At 38.5% G+C, this 26,133-nt stretch carries 23 protein-coding genes; 11 read left to right on the top strand and 12 right to left on the bottom strand.

Annotated features, from left to right (window positions below; genetic code table 11):
* Positions 1-2 precede the first annotated feature (2 nt).
* From hisD to T8I65_RS07400, 8 genes are read left to right on the top strand one after another with little or no spacing between them, the layout of a single operon-like run.
* Positions 3-1,289: a histidinol dehydrogenase gene (hisD, locus tag T8I65_RS07365; protein ID WP_322302788.1), complete on the top strand. Its 1,287-nt coding sequence runs from the start codon at positions 3-5 to the stop codon at positions 1,287-1,289.
* Positions 1,289-2,335 carry a histidinol-phosphate transaminase gene (gene hisC, locus T8I65_RS07370; RefSeq protein WP_322302736.1) on the top strand — a complete coding sequence of 349 codons (1,047 nt, stop codon included), beginning with the start codon at positions 1,289-1,291 and terminating at the stop codon, positions 2,333-2,335. Before hisD ends, hisC begins: the two co-directional genes overlap by 1 nt.
* A complete protein-coding gene (gene hisB, locus T8I65_RS07375; RefSeq protein WP_322302737.1) occupies positions 2,332-3,471 on the top strand; it encodes a bifunctional histidinol-phosphatase/imidazoleglycerol-phosphate dehydratase HisB in 1,140 nt (379 codons plus the stop codon). Before hisC ends, hisB begins: the two co-directional genes overlap by 4 nt.
* Positions 3,471-4,052, top strand: a complete 582-nt coding sequence (gene hisH / locus T8I65_RS07380; protein WP_322302738.1) for an imidazole glycerol phosphate synthase subunit HisH — start codon at positions 3,471-3,473, stop codon at positions 4,050-4,052. The genes hisB and hisH overlap by 1 nt, the downstream gene beginning before the upstream one ends.
* A 1-nt stretch (position 4,053) precedes the next feature.
* A complete protein-coding gene (gene hisA / locus T8I65_RS07385) occupies positions 4,054-4,782 on the top strand; it encodes a 1-(5-phosphoribosyl)-5-[(5-phosphoribosylamino)methylideneamino]imidazole-4-carboxamide isomerase (RefSeq protein WP_322302739.1) in 729 nt (242 codons plus the stop codon).
* Positions 4,783-4,833: 51 nt separating this feature from the next.
* On the top strand, positions 4,834-5,589 hold the full coding sequence (hisF, locus tag T8I65_RS07390) for an imidazole glycerol phosphate synthase subunit HisF (RefSeq protein ID WP_322302740.1): 756 nt from the start codon (positions 4,834-4,836) through the stop codon (positions 5,587-5,589).
* 4 nt (positions 5,590-5,593) lie between these two features.
* Entirely contained in the window at positions 5,594-6,214 is a 621-nt protein-coding gene (gene hisIE / locus T8I65_RS07395; RefSeq protein WP_141877657.1) for a bifunctional phosphoribosyl-AMP cyclohydrolase/phosphoribosyl-ATP diphosphatase HisIE, read from the top strand.
* 19 nt (positions 6,215-6,233) lie between these two features.
* Positions 6,234-8,522 carry a choice-of-anchor L domain-containing protein gene (locus tag T8I65_RS07400; RefSeq protein ID WP_322302741.1) on the top strand — a complete coding sequence of 763 codons (2,289 nt, stop codon included), beginning with the start codon at positions 6,234-6,236 and terminating at the stop codon, positions 8,520-8,522.
* A gap of 28 nt (positions 8,523-8,550) precedes the next feature.
* On the opposite strand, the gene T8I65_RS07405 is transcribed toward T8I65_RS07400, so the two are convergent.
* The 8 genes from T8I65_RS07405 to T8I65_RS07440 all read right to left on the bottom strand — a co-directional run bounded on the left by T8I65_RS07405 (position 8,551) and on the right by T8I65_RS07440 (position 16,688).
* Positions 8,551-9,402 carry a pirin family protein gene (locus T8I65_RS07405; RefSeq protein WP_322302742.1) on the bottom strand — a complete coding sequence of 284 codons (852 nt, stop codon included), beginning with the start codon at positions 9,400-9,402 and terminating at the stop codon, positions 8,551-8,553.
* Positions 9,403-9,408: 6 nt separating this feature from the next.
* Positions 9,409-10,149 (bottom strand): NYN domain-containing protein, encoded by a 741-nt coding sequence (locus T8I65_RS07410; protein WP_322302743.1) that lies wholly within the window; start codon positions 10,147-10,149, stop codon positions 9,409-9,411.
* A 107-nt stretch (positions 10,150-10,256) separates the two neighbouring features.
* Positions 10,257-11,411 carry a hypothetical protein gene (locus T8I65_RS07415; RefSeq protein ID WP_322302744.1) on the bottom strand — a complete coding sequence of 385 codons (1,155 nt, stop codon included), beginning with the start codon at positions 11,409-11,411 and terminating at the stop codon, positions 10,257-10,259.
* Positions 11,412-11,525: 114 nt separating this feature from the next.
* Entirely contained in the window at positions 11,526-12,404 is an 879-nt protein-coding gene (locus tag T8I65_RS07420; RefSeq protein ID WP_322302745.1) for a cation diffusion facilitator family transporter, read from the bottom strand.
* Between the two features lie 35 nt (positions 12,405-12,439).
* A complete protein-coding gene (locus T8I65_RS07425; protein ID WP_322302746.1) occupies positions 12,440-13,204 on the bottom strand; it encodes a sulfite exporter TauE/SafE family protein in 765 nt (254 codons plus the stop codon).
* Complete coding sequence (locus T8I65_RS07430) at positions 13,201-14,019, bottom strand: DUF1853 family protein (protein WP_322302747.1); 819 nt, start codon at positions 14,017-14,019, stop codon at positions 13,201-13,203. The genes T8I65_RS07425 and T8I65_RS07430 overlap by 4 nt, the downstream gene beginning before the upstream one ends.
* Before the next feature lie 11 nt (positions 14,020-14,030).
* Positions 14,031-14,516, bottom strand: coding sequence for a GyrI-like domain-containing protein (locus T8I65_RS07435; protein ID WP_322302748.1), 486 nt, complete (start codon positions 14,514-14,516; stop codon positions 14,031-14,033).
* 3 nt (positions 14,517-14,519) lie between these two features.
* Positions 14,520-16,688, bottom strand: a complete 2,169-nt coding sequence (locus tag T8I65_RS07440; RefSeq protein ID WP_322302749.1) for a S9 family peptidase — start codon at positions 16,686-16,688, stop codon at positions 14,520-14,522.
* A gap of 248 nt (positions 16,689-16,936) precedes the next feature.
* On the opposite strand from T8I65_RS07440, the gene truA reads away from it, so the two are divergent.
* Positions 16,937-17,725 (top strand): tRNA pseudouridine(38-40) synthase TruA, encoded by a 789-nt coding sequence (gene truA, locus T8I65_RS07445; RefSeq protein ID WP_322302750.1) that lies wholly within the window; start codon positions 16,937-16,939, stop codon positions 17,723-17,725.
* 7 nt (positions 17,726-17,732) lie between these two features.
* Here the strand turns inward: truA and recQ are convergent, their stop codons facing one another.
* Positions 17,733-19,838, bottom strand: coding sequence for a DNA helicase RecQ (recQ, locus tag T8I65_RS07450; RefSeq protein ID WP_322302751.1), 2,106 nt, complete (start codon positions 19,836-19,838; stop codon positions 17,733-17,735).
* A 137-nt stretch (positions 19,839-19,975) separates the two neighbouring features.
* Here recQ and corA point away from each other — a divergent pair, with 137 nt between their 5' ends.
* Positions 19,976-21,055, top strand: coding sequence for a magnesium/cobalt transporter CorA (gene corA / locus T8I65_RS07455; RefSeq protein ID WP_322302752.1), 1,080 nt, complete (start codon positions 19,976-19,978; stop codon positions 21,053-21,055).
* Positions 21,046-22,203, top strand: a complete 1,158-nt coding sequence (locus T8I65_RS07460; RefSeq protein ID WP_322302753.1) for a lactonase family protein — start codon at positions 21,046-21,048, stop codon at positions 22,201-22,203. Before corA ends, T8I65_RS07460 begins: the two co-directional genes overlap by 10 nt.
* Before the next feature lie 28 nt (positions 22,204-22,231).
* Here the strand turns inward: T8I65_RS07460 and T8I65_RS07465 are convergent, their stop codons facing one another.
* Genes T8I65_RS07465 through T8I65_RS07475 form a run of 3 tightly spaced genes read right to left on the bottom strand, consistent with a single transcriptional unit; the run spans position 22,232 to position 26,041 of the window.
* A complete protein-coding gene (locus T8I65_RS07465; protein ID WP_322302754.1) occupies positions 22,232-23,143 on the bottom strand; it encodes a succinylglutamate desuccinylase/aspartoacylase domain-containing protein in 912 nt (303 codons plus the stop codon).
* 4 nt (positions 23,144-23,147) lie between these two features.
* On the bottom strand, positions 23,148-24,194 hold the full coding sequence (locus T8I65_RS07470) for a glutathione synthetase (RefSeq protein WP_322302755.1): 1,047 nt from the start codon (positions 24,192-24,194) through the stop codon (positions 23,148-23,150).
* Positions 24,191-26,041 (bottom strand): flavohemoglobin expression-modulating QEGLA motif protein, encoded by a 1,851-nt coding sequence (locus T8I65_RS07475; RefSeq protein ID WP_322302756.1) that lies wholly within the window; start codon positions 26,039-26,041, stop codon positions 24,191-24,193. The genes T8I65_RS07470 and T8I65_RS07475 overlap by 4 nt, the downstream gene beginning before the upstream one ends.
* Positions 26,042-26,133: the final 92 nt, after the last annotated feature.

Below are 26,133 nucleotides of genomic sequence, written 5' to 3' on the forward strand. Positions count from 1 at the left end.
TGATGAATACGATCAACAATCCTGACAGATCTAAGTGGAACGAAATTTTAAAGCGTCCAACTCAAACGGTTGCCGACATTGAGCAAACGGTGCACAAAGTTTTTGATGAGATCAGGCTTACAGGAGATGCAGCAGTTAGAAAATATACTAAAGCTTTCGACGGAATCGACTTGGAAACGTTTAAGGTTTCGGCTTCTGAAATGAATGCAGCTTCAGATGAAATTTCTCAGGAATTAAAAGAGGCGATAGCACTGGCTAAAAAGAACATCGAAATATTTCATGCAGCACAGAGAACTGAAAGAGTTGTTGTGGAAACTATGAATGGAGTAAAATGCTGGCAGGAAAAAAAGGCGATACAGAAAGTAGGACTTTATATTCCAGGAGGAACAGCACCTTTATTTTCCACTATTTTGATGCTGGCAACTCCAGCAAATATTGCCGGTTGCGAGGAGATCGTACTCTGTACACCGCCAGATAAGAATGGAAACGTAAACCCTGCAGTTTTATATACAGCGAAATTATGCGGAGTAACACAGGTTTTTAAAATTGGTGGAATTCAGGCGATTGGAGCAATGACCTTTGGTACCGAAAGTGTACCCAAAGTTTATAAGATCTTCGGGCCAGGGAATCAATTTGTTACTGTGGCAAAGCAGCTGGCTACAAGATACCAGGTAGCGATAGATATGCCTGCTGGACCATCAGAACTGCTAGTATATGCAGATGATTCAGCGAATCCGGCTTTTGTTGCTTCAGATCTATTGAGCCAGGCAGAACATGGCGTGGATAGTCAGGTGATTATGGTAAGCACTTCAGAAAAAATGCTCGAGATGGTAAGAGATGAACTAGAGAAGCAGCTTAATGAATTGCCTCGAAAGGCCATTGCACGGCAGGCGATTGAAAACTCTAAACTTATTCTGGTAGAAACTGAAGAGACAGCGTTGGATCTAATTAACGAGTATGGACCAGAGCATTTTATAGTATGTTCAGCCAATGAGAATTATTTTGTGGAAAATATTGTGAATGCAGGATCTGTTTTTATTGGGAATTATGCTCCGGAAAGTGCCGGTGATTATGCTTCAGGTACGAATCACACATTACCAACAAATGGTTATGCAAAACAATATAGCGGGGTGAATCTTGATAGTTTTATGAAGCAGATCACTTATCAGAAAGTTACAGAAGAAGGAATTAGGAATATTGGCCCTGCGATTGAATTAATGGCAGAAGCTGAAGGATTACAGGCTCATAAAAATGCTGTAACTCTAAGATTAAAATCACTGAAACAATAATGAATTTCGATCTGAATAATCTCGTAAGGGATAACGTGAAAAATCTTCTGCCATATTCATCTGCCAGAGATGAATATAAGACTGATGGCGAGGCGATGATATTTCTGGATGCGAATGAAAATCCATATGAAAATGGATTGAATCGATATCCAGATCCACAGCAAATACTTTTAAAATCCAAAATTTCAGAAATTAAGCAAGTTTCTGAAAAACAAATGTTGCTTGGGAATGGGAGTGATGAAGTTCTGGATCTCATATTCAGGGCATTCTGTGAACCTGGAACGGATAATGTTATAAGCTTGCCACCAACTTATGGAATGTACAAGGTGCTTTCTGAAATTAATAATGTTGAAAATCGTGAAGTGCTGCTAACTTCAGAATTTGAACCTGATGTGGAAGCGATCCTGGAAGCTGTAGACGCAAATACTAAATTATTGTTTTTGTGCTCTCCAAATAATCCTTCTGGAAATTCTTTCAATGCTGAACTGGTAAAGAAACTTTTAGAATCCTTTAATGGTCTGGTTGTGATCGACGAAGCGTATATAGACTTTTCAGACATTGCAGGATGGTCTCAATCGCTTGATACATATCCAAACCTTATTATTACTCAAACCTTCTCCAAAGCCTTCGGAATGGCAGGGATCAGGTTGGGAATGCTATTCGCTTCAGAAAAGATCATTAAAATTCTGAATAGGATCAAGCCTCCATATAATGTAAATGAACTTACACAACAAAGAGCTTTAAGAGGTCTTCAGAATTATTCAGAAATAAAAAAGCAAGTCATTGATATTAAGAATGAAAGGGAGCGCTTATCTAAAGCCTTAGTTCAACTAAAATATGTTTCCAAAATATACCCTTCAGATGCCAATTTTCTACTCATAAAGGTGGATGATGCAGATCAAAAATATATGGAATTGATCGGTAAAGGTATTGTCGTAAGAAATAGAAGCAAGCAGCCACTTTGCGAAAATTGTCTTCGAATTACGGTAGGAACCGCATTAGAAAATCAGAATTTACTCAAGGCCTTCAAAGAATTAGAATCATGAAAAAAGTATTGTTTATAGATCGGGATGGAACTCTTATCCACGAACCTGAAGATTACCAGATCGACAGTATCGATAAGCTTATTTTTTATCCCCAGGCGATCACTTACCTGAATAAAATAGCCAAAGAACTGGATTATGAACTGGTGATGGTCACCAATCAGGACGGACTTGGAACCGACAGTTTCCCTGAATCAGATTTCTGGCCTTATCAAAATTTTATTATAAGAACTTTTGAAAGTGAAGGCGTAAAATTTTCAGAACAGTTGATCGATCGCACGTTTGCAAAAGATAATGCGAAGACCCGCAAACCCAATACCGGCCTTCTAGAAGAGAAATATTTAAACAATAAAGAATATGATCTTCAGCAATCATTTATGATCGGGGACAGGCTTACAGATATGGAATTTGCCATGAACTTTGGAGGAAAAGGCATCTTTATAGATACGCATGAAAATCTGGCTGCAGATGAAATTTCGAAGGATGAAGAAGAAGTACGTCAACATATTGCTTTAAAAACCGCTTCCTGGAAGGAGACCTATGAATTTTTAAAACTTAAAGATCGTACAGCCGGAATCGAGAGAAAAACGAATGAAACAGATATTAAGATCGATCTAAACCTGGATGGTACCGGGAAAAGCGATATTAGTACAGGTATCGACTTTTTTGATCATATGCTGGATCAACTAGCCAGGCATGGACAAATGGACCTTACGATCCAGGTAAAGGGTGATCTGGAAGTGGATGAACACCACACCATCGAGGATACAGCCATTGCCCTGGGTGAAGTGTTCAATAAAGCACTTGGAAATAAGCTCGGAATGGAACGATATGGCTTCTGTTTGCCAATGGACGATTGTCTTGCCCAGGTTGCTATTGATTTTGGTGGTAGAAACTGGCTGGTTTGGGAAGCAGAGTTCAAACGTGAAATGATCGGTAAAATGCCTACGGAAATGTTCTTTCACTTCTTTAAATCCTTCACAGATGGTGCCAGAGCTAATTTGAATATCAAAGCTGAAGGATCGAACGAACATCATAAGATCGAAGCAATATTTAAAGCCTTTGCCAAAGCGATAAAAATGTCGGTTAAACGAGATACAGAAAAAATGATCCTTCCATCTACAAAAGGAATGCTATAATGAAAATTGCGATTATCGATTATGGGGCAGGAAATATCCAGTCTATAAAATTTGCTGTTCAAAGATTGGGTTTTGAAGCTGTTCTTTCCAGTAATTCCGAAGAAATTCAAAATGCTGATAAAGTTATTTTTCCTGGGGTTGGAGAAGCTGGTAGCGCTATGCGAATGTTGCGATCCACTGGTTTAGATAAGATTATTCCAAATTTGAAACAACCGGTACTTGGAATTTGCCTTGGAATGCAGTTGATGTGTAAATCTTCGGAAGAAGGAAATACTACGGGATTAGGTATCTTCGATGCTGAAGTGAAGAAATTTAATGTGGATCTAAAGGTGCCTCAAATTGGTTGGAATACCATTACCGAACTGGAAGGTAAACTTTTTGAAAATGTGTGTGCAGAAGAATATGTTTACCTGGTGCATAGCTATTATGTTCCGGAATGCAGCGATGAAATTGCCAGAACGAATTACGGTGTTGATTATTCAACTGCTTTAAACAGGAATAATTTTTACGGTGTACAATTCCATCCTGAAAAGAGCAGTAAAACCGGAGAACAGATATTAAAGAACTTTTTGAATTTATAGTATGCGAATTATCCCTGCGATAGATATTATCGACGGCAAATGTGTTAGACTCTCTAAAGGAGATTACAACACAAAGAAAATATACAATGAGGATCCTCTGGAAGTGGCGAAATCCTTTGAAGCTCATGGCATCAAATATCTTCACCTGGTAGATCTCGATGGAGCTAAATCCAGTCATATCGTTAATCATAAAATTCTGGAATCCATTGCCTCAAAAACTTCTTTAAAAGTAGATTTTGGTGGAGGTCTTAAAACAGATAAAGATCTGGAGATCGCCTTTGAATGTGGTGCGAACCAGATCACAGGCGGGAGTATCGCGGTAAAAGATCCGCTGATCTTCAGATCCTGGCTTACCAAATTTGGAGCTGAAAAGATCATTCTTGGAGCAGATGCCAGGAACAAAAAGATCGCGGTTTCAGGTTGGCTGGAAGAATCCAAACAGGAGGTGATTCCATTTATTCAGAACTTCGAAACCGAAGGTATCAAATATGTGATCTGTACAGATATTAGCAAGGACGGAATGCTTGAAGGTCCATCTTTTGATCTTTATGCTGAGATTCTGGACGAAACTAAAGATATTAAATTGATCGCTTCTGGTGGAATATCTCATTTCGATGAACTTCCAAAGTTGCAGGAACTTGGTTGCGAAGGCGTGATCATAGGAAAAGCGATCTATGAGAATCGTATTAGTCTGAAACAACTTGAAAATTATATTTTAGAAAACGAATAGGAGTAGACCACTTAACTAAGAACTACTCAAAAACCTTGAAATTTAAGACCTGTGCTTACAAAAAGAATAATTCCCTGTCTGGATATTAAAAATGGCCGAACGGTAAAGGGCGTCAATTTTATTGACTTGCGTGATGCTGGTGATCCTGTAGAACTGGCCGCTGCTTATGCTGAAAAAGGCGCAGACGAATTGGTGTTCCTGGATATTTCTGCTACTGAAGAAAAGAGAAGAACGCTGGCGAAACTTGTTCTTGATGTAGCAGAGCAGCTTAATATTCCATTTACTGTAGGTGGCGGAATTTCTTCCGTAGAAGATGTAGACATACTTCTGAAGAATGGTGCAGATAAAGTGTCTATAAACTCTTCCGCAGTAAAGAATCCTGATCTTATTAATCAATTATCAGACAAATTTGGGAGTCAGTGTGTTGTGGTTGCTATAGATGCTAAAAATATTGATGGCAAATGGACGGTGCACCTGGTTGGAGGAAAGTTTCCAACAGAACTGGATCTTTTTGAATGGGCTAAGGAAGTAGAAAGCCGTGGGGCTGGAGAGATCCTGTTCACTTCCATGGATCACGATGGTACCAAAAATGGTTTTGCCAATGAAGCGCTTGCTAAGCTTTCAGAAGAATTGAATATTCCGATCATTGCCTCTGGAGGTGCAGGAAATATTCAGCATTTTGAAGATACCTTTAAGGAAGGTAAAGCAGATGCCGCTCTGGCTGCAAGCGTTTTTCACTTTAAAGAAATTGAAATTTCAGATCTAAAAAACAGTCTTAAAAATTCCGGAATTCCGGTAAGAATATAATATTATGGATATCGATTTTAATAAAAATAACGACGGACTCGTTCCTGCTATCATTCAGGATCAGGATACTGGAAAGGTATTGATGCTTGGGTATATGAATGAGGAAGCATACCTGAAAACTAACGAATCCAAAAAAGTGACCTTTTTCAGCAGAACGAAGCAGAGACTATGGACCAAAGGTGAGGAAAGTGGAAATTTTCTAAACCTGGTTTCTATAAAACTTGATTGTGATAAGGATACTTTACTTATCAAAGTACGCCCTGAAGGACCTGTTTGCCATAAAGGAACCGACACTTGCTGGGCTGAGGAAAACTCAACAGAATATGGTTTCCTGTCAGAATTGGAAGGTATTATCGCCAGCAGGAAGAAACTGAGTGAGACACCTAAGGAAAACAGACAGGAAAATGAGAATAGTTATGTGGTTTCATTGTTCGATAAAGGGCTCAATAAGATCGCGCAGAAAGTTGGTGAAGAAGCTGTAGAAGTGGTAATCGAAGCCAAGGATAATGACGAAGACCTTTTCCTAAATGAAAGTGCAGATCTATTATTTCACTATATGATCCTGCTCAAAGCCAAAGGTTACGGACTTGAGGATATTGTAAAAGTTCTCAAGAAGAGACATTAAGATTTAGTTCAAGACATTAATGAGAAAATTGATCCTGCTATTGTTCCTGCCTGCACTGAGTTTCTCTCAAAGCATTCAGGTCGATCAGGATAGATATACTGCACAGGAACTTATTGAAGATGTACTAATTCAAAGTGACTGTATTACAGAGGTGGTTGTGACCAATGTTTCCGGAGCAAATTTTTCAGATGGCAGCAAAAGTTATGGATATTTTGATGCAGCAGGAACAGGATTTCCAATTAGTACTGGACTGGTTCTAAGCACAGGAAAGCTAAAGACCATTACAGAACCTACTTCCAACCTTGCAAATGATTTTCATCCCGCTTGGGATGGTGATAGTCAGTTAGAGGAAGAACTTAATATCGACTCCTATAACGCCACGGTTATAGAATTTGATTTTGTGCCTAATGTAGCCGGCATTAGTTTTCGCTATCTTTTTGCTTCTGAAGAATATCAGTTTGATAATTCGGTGACTTGTCATTTTTCTGATGCTTTTGCCTTTTTCATTCGAAAGGCAGATGAAATTACATATGAAAACCTTGCAGTAGTTCCGGGTACCCAAACTCCTATTTTGAATACGACCGTTCATCCTTTTATCTCTGATAATTGTCCGGCCGTGAACGAAGCTTATTTTGATCGCTTTAATTTTGATGCTGAAACGATTTTCGATGGTCAGACGAAAGTTCTGAATGCTGTCGCAGATGTCATCCCTGGTGAAACCTACCATGTGAAGCTAGTAATCGCTGACGATCTCAATGATAAATATGATTCTGCAGTATTCCTGGAAGCCGGAAGTTTTCGATCCAGTGCAGATCTAGGGCCAGATCGATTGGTTCAGAATAATGATGCTATTTGTCATGGTGAAAGTTTTTTACTTACGCCGGCTACAGCAACTGGAGATCAGGTCGAGTGGTACAGAGATGGTAATCTATTGCAGGATGAGACAGAGAATCAACTTCTTGTAACCGCACCAGGTGAATACTCAATTAAATTAACTTCTACGGAAGGCTGCATTGCGCAGGGTAATGTCATAATAGAATATTATCCTCAAATAGATTACAGTCCTGCGGAACTTGTAGCTTGCGGTTTTTCTGATACTGAAACTGTCCGCTTCAACTTGCTTGAAAGTGTTTCCCAAATTTTGAATCCGAGTCAGAGAACGGTTGTAGAAGAGTTTTTCATGAATAGGGCAGATGCTGAAAACGGAGTTAATCAGATCACCGACCCTGAAAATTACAGTTCTGGTCTGGCAATCGTTTACGGGACTGTTCATGATGGTTTTGGATGTTCTGAAATCGCAGAGATAAAACTTACTATAGCTTCTGAAACCATTTTGAACGCTTTCACAATTTGTTCAGCTGTAGGATCTGGTGATGCTGAGTTACAAATAAACGAGCTTAGAGATCATCTTATTGAACAAAATAATAATGCTTCCGACTTCCAAATTTACTTTAGTAAAGAAAATGCCTTAAATGAGGAATCTGAAATACTAACAGATATTTCATTTTCAGAATTAGAACAGGAAAAGCTATACGTAAAAATTCTTGACCAGGAAGCTTGCTTAGGTTTTGCGGTTTTACCAATTCAAAATGCGGGTGTGGCTGAGCTTGAAGAAGACTTAATATTAAGTTTTTGCAATGCTAATGAAGAACAATTGTTGCTTGATTCTGGTCTGGACTCGAATGCTTCAGAAGATTTTTCAATTGAATGGTTTTACGAAGAGGAGCAACTTCCGCAGTCATCCTCGAAAATTTACATTTCTCAACCAGGAAATTACAGAGTAGAAGTTACAAATCAAAATTCCTGTGTAAGTTCAAGATACTTCGAAGTTAACTTTATAGAAACAGCTATCATTCGGGATGTGAATATAAGGAACCTTACTAATGGATACGAGGTAGAGGTTGGTATCACCGGAAATGCAACCTATGAATATTCGCTAGATGATACCGGACAATTTCAGCAAAGTTCGATCTTTAGTAATGTTTCGCCTGGAAATCATACGGTATATGTTCGAGATACCAAGGCTTGCAGTTTGATTTCGAAAGAATTATCCATATTTGGATATGATCATTTCTTTACTCCAAACGGTGATGGTGTTAATGATACCTGGACTATTCATGGAATATCTGCAGATTATGTCGTGCAAATCTATAGCAGGTATGGTAAGTTATATACCGTGTTGGATCCTAAGAATGCCAGGTGGAATGGTAAGTTTGAAAATGTAGATTTGCCCGCTGGAGAATACTGGTTTAGTCTGATCCAAAACGGCGAAGTTAGCTTGACCGGACACTTCAGCTTAATAAGATAGATTGAACCGGAAAAAATTTGAAATTAAACTAATCCCAGCTACCCATTTTTCCAGAATGAAAATCATCATAAGCCTGCCTGATTTCATCTTCAGAATTCATTACGAACGGCCCTCCAAAAACAACATTTTCATTTAATGGTTTGGCATGACCAATCAATAGTTTACTTTGTACTGAAGCACTGATGTTCAGAATTTCAGAATTATTGGAGAATTCAGCCAAATGTAAGGCAGGCACCAAGATATCATTTACATTTAGTTCTCCAGAAATTACATAAAAGAAGATCGTTTCATCTCTTGGAATTTCCAGTTCCAGTGTCGTGTTTGCATTAAAGTGTACCACAGCGAGATCAACGGAAGTTGGAGTATCAAAAGCTCCACGAATTCCTTTGAAATTTCCTGATACGACCTGAGCATTAATAGATTTTTCATCATTTTCCCAGACGGAGATCTGCTCCTTCTGAAGTCCTTTATATTGTGGTTGCATCATCTTCAGTCTTTGAGGAAGATTCAGCCATAATTGAAGGATCTCAAGGTCACCACCATTCTTTTTAAATTCTTCTGAAGAAACTTCGGCATGTAAGAGTCCGCTTCCGGCAGTCATCCACTGCACACCTCCAGCTTCAATTACACTTTTATGGCCACCGGTATCCTTATGCATGATATCACCATCAATTATAAAAGTAACGGTTTCCATACCACGATGAGGATGCGGGCCAAACGGCAATCCCTGGTTGTTCGCATTATAGGTTTGAGGACCATGATGATTTAAGAAAAGAAAAGGATCCAACATTTGCAACTCCCTGGTTGGCATAGGAGACCAGGTCTTAAGATTCCCGATAGGGCGATATTCGGCCTTATGTAATTTCTTAATATTCCGCATTAGCATCTATTTATTTCTAACATAGATAAGCTTAAAACGGGAATTGGAATTCTCTCTGGATTCTATTTCAAACTTTTCAATAGAATCTATCATTGGAGTCAGCTTCTGAAAACCATAGTTACGCGAATCAAAATTTGGTTGTTTTTTCTGAAGTAAACTTCCAACATCTCCAAGGAACGCCCAGCCATCTTCATCGGCAACATCAGAAATCGTTTGTGAAATAAGTCGGACCACTTTTGGAGTGATCTTGTCTACATTCTGTTTTTTACTCTCCTTGGTTTTTGCCTTATCATTCTCATTTTCATTCTCCTTAGAATTATTCTTCAGGATTTCAATATAGATGAACTTATCGCAGGCAACAATGAACGGATCTGGAGTCTTTTTTTCACCAATACCAATAACTTTCATGCTAGCTTCACGAAGTCTGGTTGCAAGACGTGTAAAATCTGAATCACTCGAAACCAGACAGAAGCCATCAACTTTATTAGAGTAGAGGATGTCCATGGCATCGATGATCATTGCAGAATCTGTAGCGTTCTTTCCTTGGGTATATCCATATTGCTGAATTGGTTGTATGGCATTTTCAAGAAGTACACTTTTCCACTTGTTCAGGTGAGGTTTGGTCCAGTCTCCGTATATTCTTTTGATCGTAGGATTACCGTATTTGGCAATCTCTTCCATCATTTCTTTTATATGTGCTGAAGGAATATTATCTCCATCAATGAGCACGGCTAAGTTTGTATCCATTTTTCTGGTTTGGTTGGATAAAGTTAAGGCTAAATTCAGTTTTTGCTAAGAAGTGGGAATAAAAAAGCCCGGAAAATGTTTCCGGGCTCTATTATTTTTTAAAATTTTTAGAATCTGAATAGCGCATTCATTTTAGATTCTTTTTCAGGCATTAAATAATCCTGGATTAAATAAACGTTTCCACCCATTTCAATGGTTTTCTTCGCCGCCAGATTCATAAGAGAGGTGTTTTCGCTGGTTTGCTCATCATCAATCTCTGTTTTCATGTGATCTTCATCGTAAGTCCCCCATATTTCGGCTCGATTTTCAACAAACAACGTATCGATTCTTCCCTGGTGTATTGCCGACATGATATCACTTGGTGCAGAAGAGGTATTCTCAGTTTGACTTTGTTCTTTATATTTCTCAAGCTTGCTGTCGCGATCCTTATCGAGAAATTTTTCTGCGATTTTCAGGGACTTTTCATGTACTCCCAGAAGATCTGAGTCGTTCGGATTCCCATCTATGACTTCATCCACAAGGTGGTTATAGGTATTAGCCTCTTTGTAAATTGAAAATAGATAGTCCTGACAATAAACGATCAATGGCAATTTTTCCTTATTTAGATAATTTTGAAGCCCTTGATCGACCGCACGAAAAAATTGTTTGATTTCATCTTTTTCATCTCTATCACTACCTCCGTGACCGTGAAACTGAGTTTTCTCTCCTCCAGCTCCCTGCGTTCTAAATTGCAGAGCTTTTTCTTTATAATCATAACCTACACGTTCTTCAAGTTCTGAAGGTGTAAGATCATCGATATCTATTGGAGTTATAGAATATTTACTGGCTTCATATAACTGCACATCACTTATCTGTAAGGCTAGTACATGGAATTTACCATCACCATTCATTGCCGGTATTAATGGTTTCACATAAAATTCTTCGGAAATATACGTGTAAGCTTCAAAATTTACAGGAAGACTGAAGGTTTTGAAATAATCTGGAGCAGCAAAAACCGCCAGTCCATCTGACTGGTGTCTCCAGAAATCTTTGTCATCCAGAAGTTCTTCAAACTTCTTAGACATTGTATCTAATTCACTTTTGTCAATTCCCTGAGCTGAAAGTTTTTTGCTTGCTTCAGTCCAAAGTGAGTGTAAATGCTTGAGATTTTTCTGTTCTAAAACTTCTTTTCCACCACGTTGTGTTGGAATGAAAATAGACACACAAGTGTCATTTTTAAAGTTTGCTAGTTCCTTGAATTCCTTTTCATTTATCATAGACATATCTTTAATTTTTTGGTAGTTAAAAGGTAAGTCTATTGTGAAACACTTCAAAGCGAAAGCCCCGTCCTTACTACTAAATCTTTCTTAATTAGTCTCAAAATATTGTGAACTAGCTTAAAGTTCATCGTCTGGTTCTACGTGGATTAGCACATCTGCGACCTGGGGAACATTTTCCAGAACCTGGTCCTTGACTTCATGCGCAATATCATGACCCTCTTTAACGGTGATATTCGCATCCACAGCAATGTGTAGATCTATGTGGTAGGTCATACCTGTCTTGCGTACGTAACATTTCTCTGTTTCTACCACTCCTGGAACTCCCAGTGCGGCGCTTCTAATATCCATTTCTATATCCTCGTAACGATGCTCATCCATTACTTCTCCCAGAGCCGGTCTAAGTATAAGGTAGGCATTAAACAGAATAAATCCTGAAGCAAAAAGCGCCGCCCAGTCATCAGCATTTTCATATCCATCACCCATTATCAGGGCTATACTTATCCCAACAAAAGCCATAAATGATGTAATAGCGTCACTTCTATGGTGCCAAGCATCTGCTTTAAGAACAGAACTATCTGTTTCATCGCTTTTTTTGGAAACGAACCTATAGGATAATTCTTTAATAATAATGATGACCGCGAGAACTATGAGTGTGTAGGGTTCAGGAACTTCGTGAGGGGTCTGTATGTTTTCAATACTTTCATAAGCAATGATCGTGGCTGAGACAATCAGAAAACCAACAACCATGAACGTAATAAGAGGTTCTGCTTTCCCATGCCCGTAAGGATGATTTTCGTCAGCAGGTTTGTTAGCATAGCGAATACCTAAAAGAACAAGGAAAGAAGAAAAAACATCGGTGGTGGATTCTATGGCATCTGCAATTAACGCATAAGAGTTGCCAAATATTCCAGTAACTGCTTTAGCTATTGCTAATAACGCATTTCCCGCTATACTAAAATAGGATGCCTTAACTGCCTCTTTGTATTCGGGACGCATAGAAGTGAATTGAGCTGCAAAGCTATCAATTTTAATTATTTCAGCTGATTGTAGATCAATAAAATCCCGCTAACGACCATCAGAATGATCAGTAGCTTCCGGAAGCTTGAACTCTTCATACTACTCAGGAATCTTTTTCCAATGATATTTCCTATAACCGCTCCAAGTCCTAAGGCAATTCCGTAGATCCATAATTCGGTATAAAGAAGTCCGAAGAAGGTATAACTGCTAATTTGTGCGATACCGAGGAAGAATGAGTTCGCAGTTTTTGTCGCGATCAGCTCTTCTTTATCGAGCCCCAGATTCAGATAAAAAGGATTGAGAACAGGTCCTAGCGCACCAATTACAGTTCCCAGAATAGAAACTATAAACCCCAATGGTATGAAGTACCATAATCTAACAGGAAATGATCGTTCTTTCTTTCCGAAGCGATATTGAAAAACTGTACTTATCAAAAATATTCCAACCAGAATTTGTAACCAGCCAGCATTGATTCGAGTAAAAAACCAACCGGCGAGTAAAGCTCCAAGTAGAGCGGGAGGAACGTAATACCAGAAAACCTGCCAGTTAATATGTTTCCAAAATAGGATAAGTCGGGCAGGTCTGCCAATAAAAGTACCCAGATTTAATACAGGCGGTGTTTGTGGAGTTCCAATTAGAAAGTTGAGAAATGGTACAAGAACTAATGCGCCACCACCACCTGAGATCGTTGAAATAATAAATGCTACAATGCCTGCCAGGAAGAGAATAAGCAAATAGAACAGATCTATATTTTCAAACATGGATAAAGCGAGTATCATTTCCACCAAACTACAAAAAACCTTGAAAAACGATCCTCATACTTCATCCAGATCAGTGGTGATTTTTTCTTCTGAAAAAGCCCGGAAATTTCTTCCATTAGATCAGAATACGAATGCCATTGATTACAGGATTCCGGCTTTGAGCTCCATAAATTTTTCTTAGGAGCATAGAACAATGCATTATTCTTTTCCAGTTGCTGAAATTCCTGAAGGCTATAATATTGACCACTCTGCAATGTAGCATTAGAATCATTAGAATATAACTGAGCCTTAAAGCATATTTGTTGCTCTATTTCTTCCAGGTTCAGATCGTATTTCTTAAGATAAATTTGAGTTTCTGGATGCTTTAATAACGGTAACTGCCTAGTAGTGATCTTCTCCATTTTTTCCAGAAAAGAATCTTTCCTGTTGGGACCTATTGGCATTTTCTCATTTTGACCTACTTCCGGATCCAGAATATAGATCTTATAAACCAGCTCCACATGTAAAGGTTTATTATTTTGATGATCGTAGAGTAAAAAGTCAAGCTCTCCCAGGGTAATCTTTTCTTGATTGACCTGGATATTGGAAGCAATAAGTTCGTAGCGATTGGAAAATTTAATGGCTATTTCAAAAAAACTTTCCATTCTTTTCCCTAAAACTGAATTCCTGGGGTGATCAATCTTTTCAAGTTCAGCTATTAATTCCTCAGTGATATCTACTTCAGGAAATTCGAAAACAGGAATTTCAGAACCGTATTTATTTCTGATATCTGGAGTTTGTAAAAATCCTGTAAACTGACTTAAAAGGTCTACTTCCGAAGTATTGGATAGCATAGAACGTTTGGCTATTTTGGACTAATCGGGATGTAAATATCTTCGAGAGATTCAGGATCATCTGGTCCTTTATAATCACTTCCCATGATCTCAAAGTGGGGGCGGTGATCAAGCTGATATTCAGATTTAGGAAGCCAGTCCTCAAAGATATATTTCGCGGTTCCGGCAAAGTTCTGTGCGGTTCCACGATGTCTGAAAACGGCATAAAGTCCGGCTTCCAGCTCAAGTCTTTCTAGACCTTCAGGCAATTCTGTATAATCATCTACCTCAACAGCGGCCCATTTTTCAAATTTTGTTTGAGGATCGAATTCGCCTTTTAAAAATGCTTTTTTATATTGTTCTACAGAATACAGATCCCGATTCGCCAGAGATGGTGTCTTTACTTTAATGCTCATAAAACGTTTCCAGAGTACTTCTGTCTTATCATTTGCCATACTGGTTTCCTTGCTTATGCCAGCAAGTTTAACAGCGTCAATTTCTTTTATCTTTGGTTGCATTTATTAAGATTTTGGTCCCAATTCATAATTCTGCGGGGGAGTGGCATTCATCAAATGTTCCACAAAATAATCCCAGCGTCTTCTCATCATATAATACGAATCTTTTCCGAAGCCATGACGCGCATGAGGAAAAATTATCAGGTCGAAATCCTTATTGGCTTCAATAAGGGCATCAACTACCAGATATGTATTATAAGGTGGTACATTATCATCCATTGCACCATGCGCCAGAAGCAATTTACCTTCCAGATTCTCTGCCATGTTCTGGTTGGCTTGTTTTGCATAATTTGAACTACCATCTTCATCTTTGCGCAATAAACCTATATAACGCTCGCCCCAGTCATCCTCATAATTACGGTTATCATGGTTTCCAGATTCAGAAATACCTACTTTATAGAATTCGGGATAATTAAAGAGTGCAGCTGCAGTGGCAAATCCACCACCAGAATGCCCCCAGATTCCAACGCGATCCAGATCCATATAAGGATACTTTTCAGCTAACTGCTTTAAACCACTTATCTGATCTTCCAGTGTATTATCGGCCATATTTCCGTAGCAGGCATCGTGAAAAGATTTTGAACGATTCGGGTTGCAGGTACCATCGATGATAACAACTATAAAACCGAGTTCTGCCAGTGCCTGGTGATCACTCCTGCTTGGATAGAATGAACGGGAACCAACGCCTCCGCCTTGAGGTCCTGGATATATATAGTTTACTACTGGATAGGATTTGTTCTCATCCAGGTGTGTTGGCGTAAACATCAGGCCATAAAGATCCCAATCTCCATTTCTTGACTTTACACTTATTCGCTTAGCAGGTTTCCAGCCATCCGCTTCCAGATCTGTTATATCTGCTTTCTCCAGCTCGGTAATTTGTTTTCCATTTATTTTTTTGAGGACTGCCTTGTTAGGAGTATCTGGTTTGGAATAATTATCTACAAAATACTTCGAATCTGGAGAGATGCTTATTCTATGATTAGCATCTTCAGGAGTAAGATTCTGTAATCTTTTGCCATCAAATCGAATACTGTAGAATTGAGCAAAATAGGGATCCATAGATTGATCCTTCCCATTTGCCATAAAATAGATCATACGATCTTCAGCGTTAAATTTTAAAACTTCAGTAACAACAAATTCACCTTTGGTAATCTGGTTCTTGAGTTTCCCGGTATTAGAATCGTAAAGATATAAATGACCCCAATCATCTCTTTCAGAGTACCAGATGATCTCACTGCTTTCAGGGAAATATTTCCAGTTAATGCTCCCCTGTCCAGACTCATACTGAGTATCTACTTTTTCTTCAAAAACTTCACGAACCTCTCCCGTAGTTGCATTGGCAATTCTGAACTTTGCTATTTTATGGTCTCTTGAAGTTGAAACAAATGCCAGTTCCTTGGAATCCTCGCTCCACTGGTTATCATCGAAAGCTCCAGAGCAACTAATGTCATCGCAAAGAGTTCCTCTTCTTGGATCCTGCGGAATTTTTAATGGAATAATCTCTGAATTTTCTGTATTTATAATAACACGCTCGATCTGAATTACCTTTTCATCACCCGGAAGCGGATATTTCCACTGCTGAAGTTCTGGCGCCCCAACTTTAGTTGAAGCAAGGTACATATCGCTTACATGACGCTGGTCCTGTCTAAAAGTTGCGATCTTTTTAGAGTCCGGAGACCATAGCAAGATTGGCTTATCACTTTTTCTCCAACCGGCATTATCTGTGGCATAACCATAATTTTCGATTCCGTCTTTAGTTAATTGTGTCTCCTCACCAGTAACAGCATCTTTGATCCATAAGTTCCAGTCCTTGATATAAGCTAATTTATTTCCGTCTGGCGAAGCAACTTCTATACGCGAATACCTTCCATTTTCTTCGGAACCTGATTCGATGTTTGCAAGTAATTCTTCTTTGGTAGTAAAAGTGCTTTTGGCACCAGTTTTACTTTTAACCAGAACGAACTCGGAACCATCCCGGGTGGTAACCCGATACCAGAAATTTCCATTTTCCAGCCATTGGGGATAAACGTAGCTCCGGTAAATCTTTTTATTAGTATTATAACTTAAGAACTTTTCAGCATTCGCGTAATCTTCAGCAGTGATGCTATCCTGGTTCTGTGAATTCACACTGGAGAACGTAATAAAAACAATAAGAACTAAAAGGTAGTTTTTCATATTCTATACTTTGAGGATTGGTTTAATTTCAATGTTGATCTTAAAGTTATTGTAGCATATTCATTCCTTATAAATTCTTCCGAAGGATTAGATGCCAAATAATTTTTTTGATAGATTTATTCTGAAAACTCTTATCAGGACTACAATTTAAAGATAATTACTGAAATCTCTGAAACCTGAAGCTCTTGAATCTTTGAGTAACTAGGAATGCGGTTCATTTTGGATATCTTTGCGGGAAAATCAAGCGTTTGTTCAGAAAAAGATTCTTTTATTTTATCAAAGTACAGTATTTAGGCTACCGTTTACATGGATGGCAAAAACAGCCTGATGTAAAAACTGTTGAAGGACTTATCACTAAAACATTTGGCTGGATCATGCCAGATGCAAAATATAAGATTCTTGGAACCAGCCGTACAGATGCTATGGTATCTGCGGAGGAGTCGGCATTTGAATTGTTTCTTGATCATGAACCTCTGGAAGATCTTCAGGAATTCCTTAAACTATTAAATAAAAATCTACCTCAGGATATTCGAGCTCTAAGTATCGAAGAAGTAGATGATAAATTCAATATCATACAGGATTCGAAAACCAAGGAATATGCCTATTTATTTAGTGTAGGTGATAAGTTTCATCCTTTTTGCGCGCCGTTTATGGCGAATTTTCAGGAAGATCTCAATATTGAAAAAATGAAACAAGCCGCTAAGCTCTATCAAGGCCAGCATAACTTTAAGAACTACTGCGTAAGAGTATCTGAAAATAGCACTTTTGAGCGTGAGATGTTAAGATCTGAAGTGGTTGAAAATACGCTTTATACTGCAAATTTCTTCCCTGAAAACTCCTATATATTTCATATCCATGCTGCAGGTTTTTTACGACACCAGGTTCGCTTAATGATGGGAACGCTAATACAGGTAGGGCGTGGAGAATTGAGTCTTGATCAAATTGAAGAAAGCTTAAGACCAGATACCCCGCACTTGCAAATGGACTTTATCGCTCCGGCATCTGGATTGATCCTGAGAAAACTCGAATTCGATTAGCAATCTATTACTTATCAGCGATGATCTTCAGCCCTAATTTTATCGTTTCATAAGGGATGGCTCCTTCAAAATGTTCAAAGTATGCTTTCAATGAATTAGGATCATTAAGATCAGACTTTGCTTTTTTAATCACTTTGAGATCAGATTTTGGAACGAACTGATGCAGGTTGATTTCCTCCTTCTCGTCATAAAGTTTGATTAGGTGTGCGTAGATCGTATTTGTTGAGACACCTTTTTCTTTTGCCATTTTCTCGATACTCAATCCGCGATCATATAATTCCAGTGTTTCCTTAAAGGTGTTAGACTTTTTAGAACGTTTAGTTTTCGGTTTTTTCTCCCTTTTATCTTTACTGAAGGCAATGATCTCTTTAATAAAACGATACCCATAATCTTCCATTTTTTTACGACCAACCCCGTCTATCAGCAGGAATTCTGCATCAGACATTGGACGTTGTTTTTCCATGTCCTTTAATGCTGCATCATTAAAAATGAGGTAAGCAGGAATATCTTCTTCCTTTGCGATGGAAAGTCTCAACTGTCTTAGTTTTTCGAATAGCGAATTAGAAGCTGACTCTTTTTTATCCTTTTCAGCTTTCTCCACTTGCTGTTTAACATCTGCCAGAAAGACCTTCTCTTTACTGAATAGAACTGACTTTGCATTTTCAGTTAACTGAAGATGATTGTTTTTATCAAAAGCGATTTCAAGCAAACCAAGATTGATCAATTGTATAATATACTGCTGCCAGTTTTGCCAGGAAATATCTTTCCCGATACCATAGGTAGAAAGATCCTGGTAATTGTTCTTTCGAACCACTTCATTTTGTGAACCCCTTAGTACATCGATAACTACGGAAATTGGTTCAGAAGCTTTAAGTCGGTAGATACAAGAAAGTGCTTTTTGAGCGATGATCGTACCATCAAAGAACTCCGGTGGATTCCTGCAAATATCACAATTACCGCAATCCTCTTGAAGGTACTCTCCAAAATAACCAAGCAGGATCTTCCTTCTACAGGAAAGTGCTTCAGAATACTGTTTCATTCTGTCAAGCTTTGCCAATTGTACCTCTTCATTCTTTGCATTCGAAGCAAATTTTTGAAGCTGGATCACATCAGCATAAGAATGAAACAAAAGTGTTTCAGATTCCAGTCCATCTCTACCGGCACGTCCAATTTCCTGGTAATATCCTTCCAGGTTCTTTGGCATGTTATAATGAATGACCCAACGGATATTAGATTTATCGATTCCCATTCCAAAGGCGATGGTTGCACAGATGATCTGTTTTTCATCATTGATAAAGTCATCCTGTATCTGCGAACGTTGATCATGATCGATTCCTGCATGATAGGCTTCAGCTTTGAATCCTTTTGCCTTCAGTTTGGCAGCAAGCTCTTCAGTAGTTTTTCGGCTTAGACAATAAACGATTCCACTTTCAGAACTACGATTATTGAGAAACTTAGCGATCTGCTCAAATCTCTTGATCCCAGGTTTTACTTCCAGGCTCAGATTCTTTCTGTCAAAAGAAGCAATATGTTTTTTAGCTGAAGGGATATTCAGCTGTCGGCAAATATCATTTCTAGTAGCTTTATCTGCAGTTGCGGTAAGCGCTAGAATTGGAGTTGAAGGGAACCTGTTCTTAAGATATCCAAGTTGTGTATATGCAGGTCGAAAATCATGTCCCCAACTCGAGATACAGTGTGCCTCATCGATGGCGATTAGACTAACTTTTCCATTTACCAGGAATCGATCAACGATTTGAAGACTTTCCGGAGCAACATAAATGAGTTTAAGCTCTTTATTCTCAATTTGCTTGAAAATAGCTTCACGTTGATCTTCGGTCTGGCTGCTGTTGAGGTAAGCGGCAGGAACACCATTGGCGTTCAAACCATCTACCTGGTCTTTCATAAGTGCTATAAGCGGGGAGATTACCAGCGTAATTTCAGGTAATAAAATTGCGGGAAGCTGATAACAAATAGATTTCCCACCACCGGTAGGCATGATCAACAGGTTATCTTTTCCATCGAATACAGACTGTATGATCTTCTTCTGTAAGGGTCTAAACTTCTCATATCCAAAATACTCCTTCAGAGTATCCAGCAGCTTAACTTCATTCATGGGACAAAGGTAAAATTAAAGGCTCAGAACAACCAGCTGCAAGGTCAATTTTCAGCAGGAATAAATACTGCCTTAGCCAATGTGTTATCAAGAGTATTGACAGATTATTCCTATTTTTATGAAAATTAAAAGTTTATATGGCGAAACGAAGAAAGCTGTTGCTAAGGCGTCCCAAACATACAAAGACGGTAAACCAGGTGCCTGGAACAATGACCTATGTAGGGCATAAAGAATCTTCAGAAACCAAACTGGAAGTGATTGATTATAATGCCGATCAGTACGAAAGGTATACTTCCAATTCGCCAGATGACGCCTTTAATTATGTAGATGAAAAAAGTGTAACCTGGTTTAATATTGACGGACTAAATAATATTGGTGAGATCGAAAAACTGGGGGATTACTATGAATTGCATCCCCTCGTGATGGAAGACATCGTAAATACCGGGCAGCGACCTAAAATTGAAGAATACCAGGATTATCTTTTCATAGTTGCGAAAATGCTTTACCACAAGGATGGTGAAATAGAAAATGAGCATATTAGTATGATCGTTGGTAAAAATTATGTCATCACCTTTCAGGAATCTGATGGTGATGTTTTTGATCCTATCCGTGAACGTCTGGAAACTTCAAAAGGAAGGATAAGAGGTAAGGGAGCAGATTATTTGATGTTTGCGCTTCTTGATGCCATTATAGATAATTATTTCCTAGTGATCGATGATATGAGCGATCGTATCGAACTATTGGAAGAGAGCTTGTTTACAAACAGACCAAGTGATGATATCGTTTACGAGATCCAGGATCTTAAAAGAAATATTCTTCGAATTAGACGTGCTGTATTTCCTCTGCGGGAAGTGATAAGCCGACTGGAAAAAATGGAGAGTGAGATCATAGACCCACATACCGGAAATTATATTAGAGATCTATACGATCATATAATTCAGATATCAGAGAATATCGAAATCTATCGGGAAATGATCTGGGGTCTTATGGATATGTATATGACTACGATAAGTAACAAAATGAACGAGGTCATGAAAGTACTTACCATTATGGCGAGTATCTTTATTCCGCTTACCTTTATCGCTGGAATCTACGGAATGAATTTCGAATATATTCCGGAGTTGCAATGGAAGTATAGTTACTTTGTACTTTGGGGAGTAATGATCATCATATTCCTTTTAATGCTTTATTATTTTAAACGTAAAAAATGGCTTTAAAATTCACCAAGATCGCTAAGATTACTGCATGCAGTGTATTTATTCTGATAAGTTCTAATATTTCAGCTCAATCTGAAGCTGATGCAGACAAGGAAATGAATAAGATGTATGTAGGAACTTATACAAAGAAAGAAGGCCATGTAGATGGTAAAGCTGAAGGGATCTACTTGCTACATCAGGATCCAGATAATGGAAGTCTGACTAACTGCGGGACCCAGGCTAAGATTGTTAATCCTTCTTTCGTAAAGACGGGCCGGCAGGGTAAGTTTCTTTATGCGGTTAGTGAACTGGGACCTGGAGACGATAAGTCTGGATATATATACTCTTACCAAATCCAGGAGAATGGAAACCTTAAGGAAATTAGTAAACTTTCTACCGGAGGACATGCTCCCTGTCATATCGCCCTGGACAGATCTGGAAAGTTTGTATTCGTTAGTAATTATATGGGTGGGGTAGTGGCTACTTATAAAGTTATGTCTGATGGAGCACTTGAAAAGGTCAATGAATTAAAACTTCCTGAAGCTGAAACCGCTCATGCACATACGGTTAAGATAAGTGGTGATAATAGAACGGCATATGTTGCAGATCTGGGTAATGACCGACTTTTAGTGTACAAATTTGATGTTGCTAGTGGAACACTTTCAAAGCACGAAGATTTCCAGGTTCAACTTCCTGAAGGAGCTGGTCCAAGGCATTTAAGTTTGAGTAGAAATGGTAATTTCGTTTATAGCATGAATGAGCTGAATTCTACAGTGACCACCTATAAGGTCTTAAAGGGTGGCGCACTTGAAATTGTACAAACTCTTAGTTCATTGCCAGAAAGTTATTTGGATAAGAATTCTGGAGCAGATATCCATATTGGTAAAGATGGAAAATATCTATATGCCAGTAATCGCGGTCATAACAGTATTGCTATATTTAGTATAGATCAGGTCAACGGAAAATTGAAGAATGTAGATTTTGTTCCGGTAGCGGGGAAGACACCACGAAATTTTGCCATATCTCCTTTCGGAAAATACTTATATGCCGCCAGTCAGGATACTGGAAATATTACCACCTACACGATCAATCCTGAAGACGGAAAATTAAAGATTCAGGAACCTATTTTTGAGATTAAAACTCCGGTATGTCTGGAGTTTCAGAAATAAAAAAAGCAGCCATTTGGCTGCTTTTTTTCTATACGTCCTGTACAACAAAGAAACCATCGTTTCCCTGTGACTGGTAAAGCGGCATGAAAATATAAGCATCCCATTCGCTATAAACTTTCTCGCCGTTCTGTTCGGCTAGTAGTTCGCCTTTTTCAATTTTCTGAAAATTCTCATAACCTTCTTTCATTTTGAAAGTATCTCCATCCTCCAAACCATGGCGGTGAATTATTTCGAAGGTTTTTTGATCTGGAGCGTTCTTTTTGCTGAACCTTTCTACACACTCAGGATAGGTGGAAATTTCAGAAAGATCTAATTGATTTGCTTCCTTCAGAGCCAACCAGATCACCCCTTCGTGATTTTCTTCCGAAGTATCATCTGTATGTTGACCAGCTTCGAACACAAAACCAGTCATTCCGGTTCGGCTTAAATAATGGTCGATGTCTCCCGTAATGATATCACTAAAACCTCTAATGATATAAGTCGGGAAATTATGGGCCCAATCATCATTATCGTTCACTTCCTGCACCGATACATACGGTAAACTTGCGGATGAGGTAGTATGGCAATCCAGAAAATACCTTTTCGTATGTTCTTTTTCAGAATATTCATTTAGTACCTCAATGATCTCGAACATTTCTTTTTGCTCATGAGTTTGAGGATCATTTTTCTGAATATTTTCTTCTGTCCAGGTTCTGTTGAGGTCTTCGTCTATATAACGTTTGTTCTCATTAAGTGCTTTCTGATTCCCGGAAACTCCAACAATTTTACCCTCGATCTCAGGTTTGGTTTTATTCAGTTGTTTAAAAACTTCCTTCAGGGCGAATACACCACTTGGTTCATTTCCATGAATTCCAGCTGTTACGAATAATAACGGGCCTGGTTTTCCTGAAGAATATTCTCCTATTATCCTGTCTACGTTCTCTTCTAGCTTCTCTTTCATAAAATTAATCCATTGTGGCCAGAGTCCTGTTGCTCAACTGACCTTTATACATATTCTTATACTCAACTTTTCTTTCGATCGCCTCGATGATATAATCTGTAAAAGGGGAAAGTCCGATATCCTTAAAATGCTCCATTCCCCCCGGGCTAAGTACATTGATCTCGATCAATTTATCTTTAACAATATCAAGTCCCACGAAAAATAATCCGTCACGAATTAATTTAGGTGCTGTAAGGTCAACGATACGTTGCATTTCCGGAGTTAGCTCACTACTATCTGCAGTAGCTCCAAGGCTGAAATTACTACGGAATTCTCCTTCGCCTGCTACTCTTCTAATAATTGCTTTTTCGCCATCTCTTTCCATGATTTTACCATTTAGTAATAAGACACGCACATCACCATCTTTAACATCTGGTAAAAATTCCTGCGCGATTACGTATCCCTGAGAGCTTAAATGATCAATAATCTGGTTGGTATTTTTCTCATGTTCATCTATAAGATACACATCCTGTCCTCCTGAGCCTTCCAGTGGTTTCAATACCATCTTTTTATTCTGTTTCTCCCAGAAATCTAAAAGTTGATCCTTATCTCTCGTAATGATAGAGGCAGGTTTGATTTCCTGAGGTAACTCTTCGAAATACAACTTATCTATAAAGGCATGCGATAGGGCATAGGCATCATTTAGAACCAGAACATCCAGTTGCTGGATCATTCTACCAAATGCTACTCCAGCTTGCTCAGCCCATTGTCTGCCTTCTTCTTCGGTAGGATTGTTTCTAATAAAAAGGACATCCAGTATCGTGCAATCAATTTGCTTTTTTATAGCCTTAGGACCCTGCAAGGCTTCCAGAAATTTCTTAGTAGACTTGGTTTTGGTATCCCTTGGTGGTTGAGTAGAATTTATAGTGATAGGTTTATCATGATGGAAGTTAAAATCGCCAACACCCATTGCATAAACTTCATGACCTCTTTGATGAGCCATCTGCATTAGCGCGTTCGATGTACCATCTTTCTCTGTTGCGACATCATTTAATACAAAACATATTTTCATTTACATACCATTTGTGGAAGGCTTAAACCATTCCTGATTAATTTCAATTTTTCGAACATTTGTTCACTATGAAGAAACCGGGGTTTTATCCTTAGCGGTTCCAGAACTTTTCTGTCTGTTAATTCCCGGATTATATTTGTGTGCTTAATTCCGTATTTACCGGCTAGCAGAATATCATAATCATCATTATTCTTAAGGTGTTCTTTCAGTAGAACAAGCCCCTTTAAATAAATAATGTCTTTAATAAATCCACCGCCCTGCATGATTCGGGAAGTGATATTGAATGCTCTTTCCGCAGAAAAACCATAATCCATTTTTAATAGTCTGAATATTTCCTGGAAATTCGCACCGTCTATAACTGCCTGTCCTGCCAGCACTCTTCCGGCAAGGATTCTAAGTCTGTTAGCCGTAAGACCATCTACCATAAATTCAGACATTACTGCCAGACCTTCCTGCAGTGGATCATAATCTGCAAGACCAATACTTAATTGCTTAAGAGGTTGTCTGCTTCCATTGTAATGTGTGAGAATATGTGTTCCAACTTCGTGCTGGATGAGTGCCTCCGCCTCGATACGGCTCATTTCATAATCTGCAGGAATGTATAATTCTCCGTGTGAAACCATCATTACGTTCACATCTTTTCGAATATGCACCTTGCAGTTAAAGTTTTCATCCTGTTGTTTAAAATAATCGAACTCCTTACGGGCAAGGCTGCTAAATGCTTTTGCGTCAAGAATATCATTCGATTCGCTATAAGTTTCTTCCGGTACTTCGTTAAGTATGTTCTGAGCCTCTTCACATAATTGTCGATCCACACCTTTATAGAGTCGGATGCTATCATACATAAAGTTGCTGGATCCACGTTCACCAAGCATAGTAATCTGCATATCAAGCTCTTCACGTTTTTCGCGGAATAGAAAGGACATGGCTGGATCGTCAATGTCTTCGATCTTAAGATCGTAAAGTCTGCGTTTTAAAATATCAGGATCAACCGGTAGCAGGCGATAATGATAGTCCAGAACATTCTGGTAGTTACTTTTAAAGAACTCTTCCTTGATCTCATGGATATTTGCAGGTGAAACCAGCCAGAGGAATTGATATGATTTTTCGATATCTGCCAATTGCTTATCAATATCGAATACCACCTGCTTTAGATATTTCCTTCCCAGAGCGTTAAAGCTGGCTACGCCGCCCGTAGTTTGTACCCTGATAAAATCAAAGAAGGACCTGTGCATGGCCTTGATCAGGAAGTCTTTAAAATTTCTAAAAAAGACAGGATATAATTTATTATTCTCATTTCGGTATATGGGCGGAATTTCAAGGCTAACGAGAACAGCTCCACAATTTTTAGCTTCCTCAATACTCATAAGATCTTCGGAACCTTCCGCATGCCTGTGTATGGTATCTACAATCTCTGTATCCAGATACAGGCCAGTAAATACTTCATTTATGGTTAATAGATCCTTCTGAAGGGTTTCTAAACTGGTAGGAAGCTTTTCAGCAGGACCCTTAATACGCAGTTTCTGAGAGTCCTCGGCTCCCGCATAGATCTCGAATAACAAATATGATTTCATTTCTACTGAAAGAAAATCGGAAATAGCAATCAGTAATTTTTGATAGCCTGCAAAATCTGAGTTTCCTATGACCATATAGGAGGATTCACTGGTTATGAACCTTTTAGTTCCTTTATCATTCGATTTTTTCCGGTAGATAACAAGGTAGGGTAATTCTTTTTCAATATGCAAGATTCCCATACCGGGAAGCATGCAGCTTATTTCCTTCTTTTCTTTAAGAATTGTTAAGATTTGTTGAATGGAATTTTCAGATAGATCAGGTATTTCCTGCATAATTTGAAAACTTATATTTTAATCTTCTATAAACGCCATGTTTAGAGAGGATTTGATTGGTTTTATAACATTTAGCTTACTCCAATTTAGGA

Source organism: Christiangramia sp. OXR-203 (genome assembly GCF_034372165.1).
In the GTDB taxonomy this organism is placed as follows: domain Bacteria; phylum Bacteroidota; class Bacteroidia; order Flavobacteriales; family Flavobacteriaceae; genus Christiangramia.

Coding starts and splice junctions, on each gene's coding strand:
- hisD (WP_322302788.1), top strand. CDS start 3: ATGAATACGATCAACAATCCTGACAGATCTAAGTGGAACGAAATTTTA.
- hisC (WP_322302736.1), top strand. CDS start 1,289: ATGAATTTCGATCTGAATAATCTCGTAAGGGATAACGTGAAAAATCTT.
- hisB (WP_322302737.1), top strand. CDS start 2,332: ATGAAAAAAGTATTGTTTATAGATCGGGATGGAACTCTTATCCACGAA.
- hisH (WP_322302738.1), top strand. CDS start 3,471: ATGAAAATTGCGATTATCGATTATGGGGCAGGAAATATCCAGTCTATA.
- hisA (WP_322302739.1), top strand. CDS start 4,054: ATGCGAATTATCCCTGCGATAGATATTATCGACGGCAAATGTGTTAGA.
- hisIE (WP_141877657.1), top strand. CDS start 5,594: ATGGATATCGATTTTAATAAAAATAACGACGGACTCGTTCCTGCTATC.
- T8I65_RS07400 (WP_322302741.1), top strand. CDS start 6,234: ATGAGAAAATTGATCCTGCTATTGTTCCTGCCTGCACTGAGTTTCTCT.
- T8I65_RS07405 (WP_322302742.1), bottom strand. CDS start 9,402: ATGCGGAATATTAAGAAATTACATAAGGCCGAATATCGCCCTATCGGG.
- T8I65_RS07410 (WP_322302743.1), bottom strand. CDS start 10,149: ATGGATACAAACTTAGCCGTGCTCATTGATGGAGATAATATTCCTTCA.
- T8I65_RS07415 (WP_322302744.1), bottom strand. CDS start 11,411: ATGTCTATGATAAATGAAAAGGAATTCAAGGAACTAGCAAACTTTAAA.
- T8I65_RS07420 (WP_322302745.1), bottom strand. CDS start 12,404: ATGCGTCCCGAATACAAAGAGGCAGTTAAGGCATCCTATTTTAGTATA.
- T8I65_RS07425 (WP_322302746.1), bottom strand. CDS start 13,204: ATGATACTCGCTTTATCCATGTTTGAAAATATAGATCTGTTCTATTTG.
- T8I65_RS07430 (WP_322302747.1), bottom strand. CDS start 14,019: ATGCTATCCAATACTTCGGAAGTAGACCTTTTAAGTCAGTTTACAGGA.
- T8I65_RS07435 (WP_322302748.1), bottom strand. CDS start 14,516: ATGCAACCAAAGATAAAAGAAATTGACGCTGTTAAACTTGCTGGCATA.
- T8I65_RS07440 (WP_322302749.1), bottom strand. CDS start 16,688: ATGAAAAACTACCTTTTAGTTCTTATTGTTTTTATTACGTTCTCCAGT.
- recQ (WP_322302751.1), bottom strand. CDS start 19,838: ATGAATGAAGTTAAGCTGCTGGATACTCTGAAGGAGTATTTTGGATAT.
- corA (WP_322302752.1), top strand. CDS start 19,976: ATGGCGAAACGAAGAAAGCTGTTGCTAAGGCGTCCCAAACATACAAAG.
- T8I65_RS07460 (WP_322302753.1), top strand. CDS start 21,046: ATGGCTTTAAAATTCACCAAGATCGCTAAGATTACTGCATGCAGTGTA.
- T8I65_RS07465 (WP_322302754.1), bottom strand. CDS start 23,143: ATGAAAGAGAAGCTAGAAGAGAACGTAGACAGGATAATAGGAGAATAT.
- T8I65_RS07470 (WP_322302755.1), bottom strand. CDS start 24,194: ATGAAAATATGTTTTGTATTAAATGATGTCGCAACAGAGAAAGATGGT.
- T8I65_RS07475 (WP_322302756.1), bottom strand. CDS start 26,041: ATGCAGGAAATACCTGATCTATCTGAAAATTCCATTCAACAAATCTTA.